The organism is Longicatena sp. 210702-DFI.1.196 (assembly GCF_020563125.1).
In the GTDB taxonomy this organism is placed as follows: domain Bacteria; phylum Bacillota_I; class Bacilli_A; order Erysipelotrichales; family Erysipelotrichaceae; genus Longicatena; species Longicatena caecimuris.
On sequence record NZ_JAJCPX010000004.1, the window covers coordinates 115845 to 128690 of the forward strand.

Genomic DNA, 12846 nt, shown 5'->3' on the forward strand with positions numbered 1-12846 from the left:
CCAATAAAAAAAACAAGGTGAGTCAAACAGCTGTGGATAATCATATGGGTCGTGGAATGTCATTAGAGGAAGACATCAATGACAGCAACGCCTATTATCGTGCATGTGATCGCGCCTTGATTCATAAGAAGCCAACACCGATTCAGGTGGTTAAGGTCGATTATCCTGCCCGCTGTGCCGCCAAAATAACAGAGGCCTATTATAAGACCCCTAGCACGACTGATTATAATGGCGTGTATCGGGGAAAAGCAATTGACTTTGAAGCGAAAGAAACCAAATCAAAAACATCCTTTCCCTTTAAAAGCATACATCCCCATCAGATTCATCATCTGAAAAAGGTCTTATTTCATGGAGGTATTGGATTCTTCATCATCCGATTCACTTTTTATGATGAGACTTATCTGATTGACGCTGGCGTAATAATCGAACGCTATGAAAATAGTGAACGTAAGTCCATTCCTTATGAACAAGTAAAACAGCTCGGTTCTTATATCAAGGAAGGATTATCCCCACGGCTGCGTTATTTAGATAATGTAGATGCCTTATATTTCAAGGAGGAAAACTCGTATGGCAAATGATACTACGAAAAAAAATTCCAATCCAACAGGAAAGAAAAAGAAAGCTACCGTTCGTAACGTCGTGAATGGTATCATCATCGTCTTCTTATGTTGTGTATTATTAGGAGGCGTGACCGGATTCTTCCTGCTAAGCCAAATCATTGGTAAGGTCAGTGAAGATGAGCGAAAATTGGAAGAAAAAATCATTAATGTAGAGCCAAGCACATTATACAGTGCTGATGGCAAAGTCATTTATGAGCTCGGTGCAGAAAGCCGTGAAATTGTTGAATATGAACAAATTCCACAAGTTACCATTGATGCCTTTTTGGCTATTGAGGATTCCCGTTATTTTAAACATAACGGTTTTGATCTTCCTCGCTTTATTTCCAGTGCGTTCAACAATTTACGTTCCGGATCCTTGGCACAGGGTGGTTCTACCTTGACCATGCAGACGATTGATAACTTTATTAATAAGCCTAAGGAAGAAAAGGCAGATAGTGAAGGCATTAAGCTAACACAAAAAGATAAAATTGAAATGAAGATTCAGGAAATTTATTTAAGTCTTCGCCTTGATTCTAAAATGAGCAAGGAAGAAATCTTAACAAACTATTTGAATAAAATTAACTTTGGTGCTAGCGCCCGCGGTATTCAAAAAGGAGCGCAATATTATTTTGGCAAAAACGTAGAGCAGCTGAATCTGAGCGAAAGTGCCTTTTTAGCCGGCGTGGTCAATGCACCTGCATTGTATAACCCATATCAAGGCTATGATTCCAAAACGAAACAAAACTATTATGCTTATGCTACCAAACGCCGCAACGAAACCCTTTCCTTAATGTTGAGTCATGGCTATATCAGTGAAAGCGAATATAAATTAGCTAAAGCAACAAAACTGGCATTCCAATTAAAAGGAGAATCAAAGGCCAAGGATAATCCTTACCTCGCATACGCGCAAGCTGCGATTACAGAGGCTAGAGAGCTGACAGGTGAAGACCCAGCAACAACACCAATGAAAATTTATACTGCTCTGGACACTTCCACCCAAGATCGTCTCAATGATATTCAGGAAAAGAAAGTTATCGGTATGCCGGAAAATAAATATTTCCAAATAGCTGCAAGCGTTATCGATAATCGTAAAGGTACGATCATTGCTATTGGTACTGGCTTTGATGATCCTACTTCCAGTACGTATAAAGATCGTGCGACAAAAGAAAAGCATCAGCCAGGATCAACATCAAAACCATTATTGGCATACGCACAGGCTTTTGATCAAATCGGCTGGGCGACATCACGAATCGTAGAAGATAAACCTATCCAAATTTATGGAGATACAAAGAGTAATTACGATAACAAATATCATGGAAAAGTTTCATTAGAACGTGCGTTAGCGCAATCCTTAAACATCCCTGCTCTGGAAGCTATGCAAGCCGTGACAAATGCGGTTGGCAACGATTATATGCGAGAGTATATGAAAAAACTAGGTTTTGATGATAAGGTTGCTGAAAAATTCGATTTACTGTATGCCATTGGTGGTGCTAATTTTGAAGCAACCCCTACTCAAATGGCAGCCGCATTTGCTACCTTAGCAAACGGTGGAAAATATATAGAACCGCATATGATCACAAAGGTTGTATATAAAGATGGCAGTAAAACTTATGAGAACAACGCTAAGACGACACAGGCTATGTCCCCGCAGGCTGCTTATATGACAAGTGATTTGTTAAACAAAGCTATCACAGGCAAATATAGCGGATATAACTATATGAGCCAAGCCTTCAATGGTGCTGGATATCCGGTTTATGGAAAAACCGGAACTTCTGACTGGGATGATTATGCTGATGAAGTCGGTGGTAATGCCCATGACGGTTGGATGGTCAATTACACAAGCGATTATACGATTGCTTCATGGAACGGCTTCGATTCACGTGTCAACGGCTACACCTATTTATCCGAAGCTGTACAAAATATGAATATACCTGGTAAGATCAATCGTTATATTTTAGATTCCTTAAGTTCCAATGCGACAAGGATTCAAAATCCCGGTGGTATCAGCTCTTATGGTGGAGGTCTCATCAAAACAGAGTTCCTAAAGGATGCTGCAAAAAACAATCCTGAAACCGTAGCCAATGTGAAAAAAGCTAGTGATGCATTAAAATCACCTATCAGTGATGCTAGTAAATATAAACAAAGCGATTATACACCGGAAACATGGGCTGCATTGCAAGAAGCTCTAAAACAAGCAAATGCGTTGTTAAATAAAGAAGACGTCACAGAAGACGAAGTAAATAGAGCAAAACAAGCCTTAGAAAATGCAATACGTGGCTTGAAAGAAAAAGAAGTTGCCGTAACAACAACTTCCCTAACATCTGCTATTCAAAATGCTGCTGCATATACCGATACTACAAAATATCAAAGTGCTTATGTGCAAGCATTAAATAGTCGAATCAATGCAGCAAATGCTTTATTAACATCAAGCGGTGTGACACAGGCAGAAATCAATCAAGCCGTTCAAGATATCCAAGCTGCTATTGAAGCTTGTAAAGCTCATCCAGTACAAGAAGTAACGCCGCCTAATAATAACAATCAAAAGCCAAATGATAATACCAATAATAATGCTAATACGGATAAAAATGATAACACCAATAAAGGTGATACTGCGAGTGGAACTGGCAATAAAGAAAATGGCAGGCCAACTAGCAATACATTTGGTGATTAGCATATTACACAGAAGAGATTCTTTGCTTGAAGAATCTCTTTTATTATCGTCTATTAATTAATACGCACATCAAAAGGCTTTCTTATTTGACAGAATTCTGATATCTATCCGTTTTTACTATGACCTTTTCTTATGTCAACCACGCTTTACTATCGTCTCTTCTATAATAAGAAAAAGTATATTATAAAAAAACAGTCAGCTTTTTTTCTGACTGCGATATGCTTCCAACTTGTCTTTTTTGCAAAACGAGGCAAAGGGACATTGATCACACTGAGGATTTCTTGCAGTGCATTGGTATCGACCAAAGAAGATAAATAAATGATGTGCACGATTCCATCGCTCTCTTTTGATTTTACGTTTTAATTTTTGTTCTACTACTTCAACACTATCCCCTACTTTCGCCAGCCCTAATCGCTTAGCGATACGTTCTACATGTGTATCCACTGCAATTGCTGGAATATCAAAACAAACACTGCGTACTACATTTGCTGTTTTACGACCTACTCCGGCTAAAGAAGTCAACTCCTTCATGCTCTGTGGTACTTGTCCGTCAAAATGTTCTACCAAAGAAGCACTTAAAGCCTGAATAGAGCGTGCTTTATTGCGATATAATCCAATGCGGCGAATTTTAGCTTCGACTTCTTTACTATTTGCCGAAGCTAATGCTTTCGGAGTTGGAAATGCCTCAAATAAAGCAGGCGTTATCTTATTAACCGCAGCATCTGTAGTTTGCGCAGATAAAACTACGGCTACTAATAATTCAAAGGGATTTTGATGCACCAATTCACAATGTGCATTAGGAAAACGTAATTCTAATATATCTAAAATTTCATCTGTTGTCATTATCGTTTCCCCTCCTCATAATCTTCCGGACGCAATCCACGCTTTTTCCACTCTACCAAAATACGCTCGATATAATCAAAACTCAGATGCTCATAAGTCAACGCTTCTCGTAAGGCATAACCAATTAATTTCTGCTCATATACATTTAACCAATCTGCCAGCCGTTGCAATTCCATATGTGATAATGGTCGAGCAAACTCTGTTTCAAATAGATCAAATAAAGAAGCATCAAAATTCATCGTTTTTTCCTTAGCGCCGGCAAAAACACCATCAATTTCAAATAAAATCTTCCCATTTTGAAATGTCAGCTGCACATATCCTTTTGCACTAAGCTGGGATAATAAATCATCAATTTCGCCACTATCCTTTTTCATCTTTTTTGCCAAAATACCGTGAGTGACCGGAATTTGGTGTTGATTTAAAAAATCAATTAACATGATCAATAAGGTCTCATCGCTAGTCATCGTTAATTCATCTAAATGATCTAGCATGTAATCACGGCGGTTGATAAACTTTTCTTTCCACCAATCCATAACTGTATGCTATTCTCCTTTCTTCAGATAATAGACTTCATCTAATGTATCATAATCCAATAATACTTCACCTTTATCAAAATTCACTACATAAACAGGATTTTTATACCCATAGCCAAGTGATACCTTACTAACCTTACCTTGATAGTTTTTTTCTATAAGAGCGTTTACAGCCGCCTTTTGATAACTTGTTTTCTTGCGACTGGCAATGGCTTTACCTTTTTCATTAAACCAGACATACATATCGCTATCTTCTCCTATGTAGACAACATAATGAAAGACATGGCGCTGTACATCCTCTATTCGCGCATAAGATTCTTTGATTTTGGCAATCTGATGATCTACCTTATCTTCAAATTTACGCGCAGGCCCACTAATAAAAATAGCGATTTCGATAAAAATGACAATCAATGCCATAAACAGCAGTCCACATGTAACAGCTACTGATTTTCCATTTATTTTCATAGCGACCTCCTAACGTACCTCATTATACATGATTTTTTTGCATTTGTCTTTCTTTATACGCAAGAAATACCTTGCTTGAGCAGCACTTCTTAACAAAGCGATGCCCCTTTCTATAAAAAAACATCCTTGATTGGATGTCTATTACATAAATTCCATGAATTCTTGACATAAGGTGGCACTGCGTTTTGCAGCATGTTCTGCGTATGTTAAGAAATCCATTTGTGAATCTTCTTTATGTGCTACATCGCTTAAAGAGCGCAAGACAACAAAAGGTACGTGATAATGAGAACATACTTGGGCAATCGCTCCGGCTTCCATTTCTGCACAGATGGCATCCGGAAATAAAGTTTCTATACGTTCACGTTTTTCATCTTCAGCAATAAATTGATCTCCACTGGCCACTAAGCCACGAAACACACGTACTCCCATAGATGTTAACACCTGATCACATACATCGATTAATTTCGCATCAGCATCATAATACAACCCTAATCCATCATTTCCATCAATGATGCTAGTATCAAAATCGTGTTGTACGACGCGTGTCGACAAGACAGCATCCAACACCTGCTGTTCCTTTTTTAAGCCACCTGCCGTACCAATATTTATCACTGCCGTAATAACAAAATTTTCAAACAGAATCGTTGTCGCCATCGCGGCATTCCCCTTGCCAACGCCACTCTTCATTACAATGACATTTTTCCCTTTGATACTGCCTTTTACCATTGCAATACCGGATACCTTATATTCTTCCTTATTTGTCAATAAAGATGTTATAGCATCCATCTCTTTCTCCATTGCTGCGATAATACCAATCATGTTATTCCCTCCCTTTATGATTTCCTTTTACAAATATAAAACAATTTTTCACCTTCTTGGATACCATCAAATGTAAAATCAGTAATGATTTTTACATCAAAATCAAGAGCTTCTAGCTGTTCTTTCACCCACATAGGATCATAAACACGCTGGATATGTTGTTCCAGACTTACCCTGCCAGCTTCATCATAAAAAGCAAAATTCTGATAGATACAGTCTTCGATTGTCTGAATCGTCCATTGATATTCATGATGATCAATTCTTCCAGCTTCATTATATTCTTCCGCAAACTCTAACAATCGATCCATTGAATGCATATCCATAATAAAGACACCATCTTTCGTTAAATGCGATTTAACTTGAGTGAACAATTTTTGCACTTGTTCTTTTTTTAATAAATAATTAAAAGAATCGCATAAACATAAAATACCATCATAACTTACATCAACCTGAAAATCACACATATCCATCACTTTCCAGTCTACTAGATCATGATCTTTTTTCTTTTTGGCTGCCTGCAGCATCTCTGCGCTGATATCCGTTCCAGTAACATGGTAACCATCCTTCGCAAGTGCTATCGTAATTTCTCCACTGCCGCAAGCGAGTTCTAGCACTTCCTTACCGTTTACATATTCTTCGATTAACGATACCCATGCTTGCGTAGCTTCTTCATCTTTAACTAAAGCATCATAAAATTGTGCCAATGTTCCATACATCATAAGGAAAAGTCCTCACTAGGCAAATCCGCATATAATTTTTCTAACTGAAAGTGCGCTCTTTCTTCTGTTTGAAATACATGTACGACAATACTGTCTAAATCAACCAACACCCAACTGGAATCCTTATCGCCTTCCATGCTGCGTACAGTATAACCATGTTCCTTTACACGATCTGCCACATTATCTGCAATCGCATAAACCTGGCGTAAACTTGGAGCACTGCAAATCACCACATAATCAATGAACGGGTTTAATGTATGATATTCAAATATAACAGGGTGTTCTCCCTTTTTTTCATCTATGGCTTTTTGTACGACTTTTATTAATTCCTTCATGAAATTACTCCTTTTTTTCGCAAATATTCCTGCTGTTCCTGTTTTACTCTTGCCAATCCCAATGACAAGCTTTTTTCACACAATAACAGTTGTTCACTGGAATCATAGCCTCGCGCTGGATCCAGCTTATCTGCCACATATAAAATAATTGCATATGGCGAAGCGCCATCTCCTAAGACATGATGATAAATAGCAGAGATGATACGTTTATCCTCCATATATAAAAAGCGTTTTGTATAATCAGCGCCAATATAGCCATGCCAAATCGCACTATTTTCTTGCAAATGAGATGGCATATGATGAATCATCCAGATCTTTGCCTTTTCAAAAGGCATTTGTTTACAAATATCGTGTGCAATACCCATACACCATGCGACATGTTCGTCTAAGTGATGTGCATGTGCTAGTCTGACACAAACTTCAGCGACCGATACCGAATGCTGGAAACGCTTTTCCGACATACTTGCTTTCACCCAATTTATTACATATAGCCCATTGCTTCCGATATAACGCCTTACTGTCTTAGGTAAAGCCCATTTCTTTTCACCATTTCTAATTTCTGTACTAGAAACCGAAATCAGTTGCATTGGAACACGTTTCATCCCCGTCGGCAACTGACCGTCTTCATGACGTGAAAACACATAAAAGCATGCTTCTTGTTTCAATTGCGCACTATCTTTCCATTTATCAAATTGCGCTGCCTGATCATCACCAATCAAAAAAGAAAAAGTGTCATGAGGAAAACGTTTTTTTAGTTCCTTTATCGTACGTATCGTATAGGAAACACCATCTAGCTCTCCTTCTAATGTACAAAGTTTCATTTTACGATATGGAGCTATCGCCAACTTCACCATGGCACATCGATGATGGAAAGCTACTTGTTGTCCCTTTTTTAATGGCGCATCTTTACAAGGTAAAAACCAAACCTCATCAATTGGAAGTTTTGCTAAAGCGGTTTTCGCAATTCGCAAATGGCCCTCGTGTATCGGATCAAAACTTCCTCCCAGCAAAGCAATACGCATATTATAACCCCAGCTTATTCTCTTTGCTGCGTCGATAGAAAATAACAGTACGTCCTATCGTTTGTACAACTTCACTACGCGTTCCCCCGGCAATATCTAAAGCTGCCTCTTGTACGGAAAGAGGACATGTTTTTAATAATGAAACTTTTACCAATTCATGGGCTTCTAAAGAATCGGAAATTGTTTTAATCATATTGAGCGTCACTCCATCTTTTCCTATCTGAAATAACGCCTTTCTCGTTTGCGCAATTGAGCGCAGTGTTTTTTTATCTTTACTTGTTAACATTATATCATCGCCTTTCTAAATGTTACATTTGCATATTTACTAACATATACACGAATCGTTTTCACATCTCCACTTACACAAAACCAGCCTAAGCCATGAATCACTACATCAACTTTTTCACCTTTTGGATGCATTTCAAACATCTGCATCTCCTTTATGCTCTCATCAATGGCAGGCGCCAATAATTCACCGAGATGTTGTTGCCATAACTGATCAGCCTTTTCCTGTTTGCTGCGATGTAAAGGAAGATCAGGCGCAAAGTATGCTACACAGCTCACCTTGTGACCACCTAGCAAATCCAAGCGTACAAAACCTGCTAAGGATATAGTCTGGTCTTGATACAATTGATATCCTCTCGGTTTTAATGGTTTTAGTGGAATCATTGTCTTCAATAGCTTATCATCTACATGTGTCAATAAAGAATCCATTCTTGTTAATCCCGGAGTATCATATAAGGTATAGCCATCCATGTTGATTTCATTAAAATCCAAGGTTGTACCCGGATGACGAGAAGTCGTCAGATCCCCTTTCTCACATAAGGCATTTAACATTGTACTTTTTCCTGCATTTGCCATTCCCATCACCACAACATCACGTTCATTGCGATAATGTTCAATGGCATATGCAATCTCATCAATGGAATTATTTTCATCACGTCTTGGATGTTTCATCAAATCTCCGCAAATGACAATTCCCTTAACCTGAATAGAAAGTTCTTTTAAACGCTGTAACAAAAAATCGCCTAATTTTTGATCCGACATGGTTGCCGGCAGCAGATCTCTTTTAGTTGCCACCATTAAGATGTCTTTATGCAGCAGATGTCGATTTAACCCACTGACCATATTTGCCTCAAAATCAAACAGATCAACGACCCAAACAACAAGTGCATCCATCATCGCTATACGTGCCAGCACCTCATCCGAATTAATTCCTTGTTTCATAGAGATGACAACATCATCGTAATGACGAATACGAAAACACCTTTGACAATAGTCTGCCTCTGGTTTTGGTGTATAACCAAGTTTTGTTTTATCTTCACTTTGCATAACAACGCCACAGCCTTTACAAATCTTACTCATCATATTCTCCTTTCACCAGTTTTCCTGTTACTTTCAATAAGGAAAACACAATATTTTCAAACACGCGATTCACCTTAGTGAAAGAAAGATCACGTTCAACGACTTGTGCCGTCAAAATCGTATAAAACCGCATAACATTGGCACCTAAGATATCCGTCATCAGCTGATCACCTAAAACTGCCACCACATCTCGCTTCACATGAAAATCTTTTAACATTTTTCGGTAGGTTTTAGGCAACGGCTTCATAGCAAATGGATAAAAAGGAATATTTAATCCTTTCGCAAAGGTGGCAACACGTTCTTCTACATTATTGGATATAAAAACAATTTGAATACCTGCATCCTGAATGGATTTCAAAAAAGCGATTGCTTCATCATCCGGTACAGCTACATCATGAGGGACAAGTGTATTATCAATATCGCAAATCAACAGCTGAATGCCTTGCTCTTTTAAAAACGCAGGTCGCAGTGCCGTATAACGATGGATATAATAATTCGGGGTAAACAGTTTCAGCATTCCATGCACTCCTTTGAATTCACAGTATATATCTTACCATATTTCCTTGTTGTCTGGGTAGAAAAAACATGTAAAAATCAATGCAAATGGCTTTTTTACCATATTATGAATGGCTATCTGCCGATTTCCAAATACAGTTATTCATGATGTGAAGAAAAAGGAGTTGCACTTTCATCACAATCTTTTATCCGTTTATTTTCTTTTCTTTTTCAAAAAAGAGTGTTACACTCTATACATACCAAACGTATGTATGTTAGTGAGGTGTGGTTATGGCTAGAAATAAACATCCAGAACAAACCGTTCAAAAAATTCTGGATGTCAGTCTTAAATTATTTGGCGAAAAAGGCTATGAGAAAACAACCATTCAAGATATTGTAGATGCTTTAGGAATGTCAAAAGGTGCTATTTATCATCATTTCAAATCAAAGGATGATATCATTGAGGCATTGGGAAATCAATCCTATTCCTCCATTGACGGATTAAGAGCTTATGTATCTTCATTCAGCGATATGAATGGACTGGAAAAACTACGTATGATTTTTAAGGCTCAGCTAAAGGATCCACGTAAACGTTCACTTGATCCTGTCATGATGGATGCCTATTCTAATCCAAAGTTTATGGTCATGAGTTTACGGGAAACACTATGTGAAGCTGCTGCTTTTGGTGCTACCTTAATTGAAGAAGGTATCAAAGATGGTAGTATTCAAGCACAAGATCCCCTATGTGCCAGTCAAGTGTATCTGTTGTTAATCAATTTCTGGTTAGTAACTCCTTTAGAACCTTATGATGAACAGCATATCAAGAATAAAGTTACGTATTTACGCAAATTGATGGAAGAAATGGGAATTCCTATTATCAATGATGAACTGGAACAAAATTTCTTAGAATATTTGAAAGCTGTACTCGCCTAATATTGCTGCCTAAAATGGCAGCTATCTTTTAACCAACATACATACCGTCGTTCGGTATTATAAAAAGGAGAACTCTTGTATGAAGAAACATTATGTATGGAACAAAAATTTCACTTTGCTTGTCATCGGCCAGATCATCTCATTATTCGGCAATGCCATGCTTCGCTTTTCCTTATCCCTTTATGTATTAGATACCACCGGTTCAGCAAGTGCATTTGCCACGATCTTAGCTATTTCCATGATTCCTACCATTCTCTTATCCCCGGTTGGCGGTGTCTTAGCAGATCGTATGAGTCGTCGTCATATCATGATCTTACTAGATTGCTTTACCGGTTTTTTACTGCTTAGTTTCACGTATTTAATCACACAAGCATCTTCCTTAGCCCTTGTTGCCATCACAATGATCATATTATCAATTATTCAATCCTTCTATCAACCTGCTGTACAAGCTAGCATTCCCTTATTGGTCGATGAAGAAAAATTGATGCAAGCGAATGGGATTACCGTACAAGTAAATGCGTTAGCCACTTTGTTAGGCCCCATCTTAGGTGGTGTTTTATTCAGCCTGCTTCCCTTTGCTACTTTATTGATTATTTCTGCTGCTTGCTTCTTATTTTCTTCCCTATTGGAATGCATCATGCAGATTCCGTTTGTGCCTCAAAAACGAAAAGATACATTTCTAAAATCCACCTGGCAAGATCTGAAAGCAGGTATGCAATTCGTCTATCGTGATCGTCCAACATTATTTAAGTTATTGATGATCCTTGCCCTGTTAAATTTCATTTTATCATCTTTAATGAGTGTCGGTTTGCCGGTCATTTCAAATATCACACTAGCTTTAGATCCCGTTTACTTTGGCTGGTTACAGGCAGGTATCGGTATTGGCAGCATCATTGGCGCTATGTTACTACCTATCTTTCAAAAACGTTTTCAGCTGGCTCATTCGTATATCTTTCTCATGCTTGCTAGCTTATTTCTTTTCCCTATCGGTCTAGCCATAATGTTTTTAAACAGTGTTTATGTAAGTTATGCTATCGTATTCGCTGCCAGTATTTTATGTATGGCTTTTGCTGCTATTTTCAACATCTATGCACAAACCTATTTACAACACAACACACCAAACGAGATGCTAGGAAAAGTCAGTTCCTTTGTTACGATGATCGTTATGTGTACCTATCCGTTAGGACAAGCTGTCTATGGTGTCTTATTTGATGTATTGGATGCGCTGCCGTATCTGATTTTTATGGTCGCTGCCTTCATATCCATTGGCATCAGTTTACGCTGTCGCTCAATATTAAAAGTAATAGAATAGCTTTTCTTGTATGCCATACTTCCTATGTTTTATAATAAATACTACTAAGAGGTGATACTATGAGCGATTTTGAAGAAATTAAAAAAGAGCTTTTACAATGTCGGCTTTGTGAAAACATCTTTCCACACGAGCCAAGACCGATTTTTCAAGGAAATCCTCACGCAAAAATTTTTCAGATTTCTCAGGCGCCTTCCATTCATGTACATGAAAGTGGCCTTCCTTTTAACGATGCCAGTGGAAAACGGTTGCGTAAAGAATGGTATCAAATAAGTGATGCATGCTTTTACGATCCAAACAATTTCTACATTGCCTCTATGGGACATTGTTATCCCGGCAAAAAAGAGCGTGGAGGTGATTGTTTACCACCCAAACATTGTGCAGAGCACTGGTTACAACAAGAAATGGCAATGGTGGATAATGAGCTTTATATCATCATTGGTGCACTTGCTGCCTCTTATATATTCCCCAAAATACCTTTTCATGATCTTGTCTTTAATACCCAAACCTTACACGATCGAAAAGCTTTCATCTTGCCACACCCTTCCCCTTTAAATAATCGCTGGCTCAAACAACATCCAAAATTTATTAGTGAACGCCTTCCACTTTTACGCAAAGTCTTACATGAAATTTTAGGTATTCCATTCCTTTAAAAAAATGACGTAGCAGTTACGTCATTTTCATGTGTGGCGGGCATGCCACATATCTAGGGTGAAAATCCCTCGGGGCGTAGTTATC

The 12846-nt window shown here is 38.1% G+C and carries 15 protein-coding genes; 5 read left to right on the forward strand and 10 right to left on the reverse strand.

The window, feature by feature from the left end:
• The first annotated feature begins 44 nt into the window (after positions 1–44).
• The gene (gene recU, locus LI241_RS03450; RefSeq protein WP_008688237.1) at positions 45–578 is read left to right on the forward strand and encodes a Holliday junction resolvase RecU; all 534 of its coding nucleotides are present in this window, start codon (positions 45–47) and stop codon (positions 576–578) included.
• On the forward strand, positions 568–3270 hold the full coding sequence (locus LI241_RS03455; protein WP_008688236.1) for a transglycosylase domain-containing protein: 2703 nt from the start codon (positions 568–570) through the stop codon (positions 3268–3270). The genes recU and LI241_RS03455 overlap by 11 nt, the downstream gene beginning before the upstream one ends.
• 195 nt (positions 3271–3465) lie before the next feature.
• On the opposite strand, the gene nth is transcribed toward LI241_RS03455, so the two are convergent.
• The 10 genes from nth to LI241_RS03505 form a co-directional block, all read right to left on the reverse strand.
• Positions 3466–4113, reverse strand: a complete 648-nt coding sequence (gene nth / locus LI241_RS03460; protein WP_008688235.1) for an endonuclease III — start codon at positions 4111–4113, stop codon at positions 3466–3468.
• A complete protein-coding gene (locus LI241_RS03465) occupies positions 4113–4646 on the reverse strand; it encodes a DnaD domain-containing protein (protein WP_008688234.1) in 534 nt (177 codons plus the stop codon). Before LI241_RS03465 ends, nth begins: the two co-directional genes overlap by 1 nt.
• A 9-nt stretch (positions 4647–4655) precedes the next feature.
• Positions 4656–5111 carry a hypothetical protein gene (locus LI241_RS03470; protein WP_008688232.1) on the reverse strand — a complete coding sequence of 152 codons (456 nt, stop codon included), beginning with the start codon at positions 5109–5111 and terminating at the stop codon, positions 4656–4658.
• Positions 5112–5252: 141 nt separating this feature from the next.
• Entirely contained in the window at positions 5253–5930 is a 678-nt protein-coding gene (locus LI241_RS03475; RefSeq protein ID WP_008688230.1) for a 5'-methylthioadenosine/adenosylhomocysteine nucleosidase, read from the reverse strand.
• Between the two features lie 14 nt (positions 5931–5944).
• The gene (locus tag LI241_RS03480; RefSeq protein ID WP_008688228.1) at positions 5945–6649 is read right to left on the reverse strand and encodes a class I SAM-dependent methyltransferase; all 705 of its coding nucleotides are present in this window, start codon (positions 6647–6649) and stop codon (positions 5945–5947) included.
• A complete protein-coding gene (gene rsfS / locus LI241_RS03485; protein ID WP_008688226.1) occupies positions 6646–6984 on the reverse strand; it encodes a ribosome silencing factor in 339 nt (112 codons plus the stop codon). The genes LI241_RS03480 and rsfS overlap by 4 nt, the downstream gene beginning before the upstream one ends.
• A complete protein-coding gene (gene nadD / locus LI241_RS03490; RefSeq protein WP_008688223.1) occupies positions 6981–8006 on the reverse strand; it encodes a nicotinate (nicotinamide) nucleotide adenylyltransferase in 1026 nt (341 codons plus the stop codon). The genes rsfS and nadD overlap by 4 nt, the downstream gene beginning before the upstream one ends.
• 1 nt (position 8007) lies before the next feature.
• Entirely contained in the window at positions 8008–8292 is a 285-nt protein-coding gene (gene yhbY / locus LI241_RS03495) for a ribosome assembly RNA-binding protein YhbY (protein ID WP_008688221.1), read from the reverse strand.
• On the reverse strand, positions 8292–9374 hold the full coding sequence (yqeH, locus tag LI241_RS03500; protein WP_008978473.1) for a ribosome biogenesis GTPase YqeH: 1083 nt from the start codon (positions 9372–9374) through the stop codon (positions 8292–8294). The genes yhbY and yqeH overlap by 1 nt, the downstream gene beginning before the upstream one ends.
• Positions 9364–9888: a YqeG family HAD IIIA-type phosphatase gene (locus LI241_RS03505; protein WP_008688217.1), complete on the reverse strand. Its 525-nt coding sequence runs from the start codon at positions 9886–9888 to the stop codon at positions 9364–9366. The genes yqeH and LI241_RS03505 overlap by 11 nt, the downstream gene beginning before the upstream one ends.
• Positions 9889–10157: 269 nt before the next feature.
• On the opposite strand from LI241_RS03505, the gene LI241_RS03510 reads away from it, so the two are divergent.
• The 3 genes from LI241_RS03510 (at position 10158) to LI241_RS03520 (ending at position 12761) form a co-directional block, all read left to right on the forward strand.
• Entirely contained in the window at positions 10158–10799 is a 642-nt protein-coding gene (locus tag LI241_RS03510) for a TetR/AcrR family transcriptional regulator (protein ID WP_008688215.1), read from the forward strand.
• Between the two features lie 79 nt (positions 10800–10878).
• Complete coding sequence (locus LI241_RS03515) at positions 10879–12111, forward strand: MFS transporter (protein WP_008688213.1); 1233 nt, start codon at positions 10879–10881, stop codon at positions 12109–12111.
• A 59-nt stretch (positions 12112–12170) separates the two neighbouring features.
• A complete protein-coding gene (locus LI241_RS03520) occupies positions 12171–12761 on the forward strand; it encodes a uracil-DNA glycosylase family protein (protein ID WP_008688211.1) in 591 nt (196 codons plus the stop codon).
• The last annotated feature ends 85 nt before the right edge of the window (positions 12762–12846 follow it).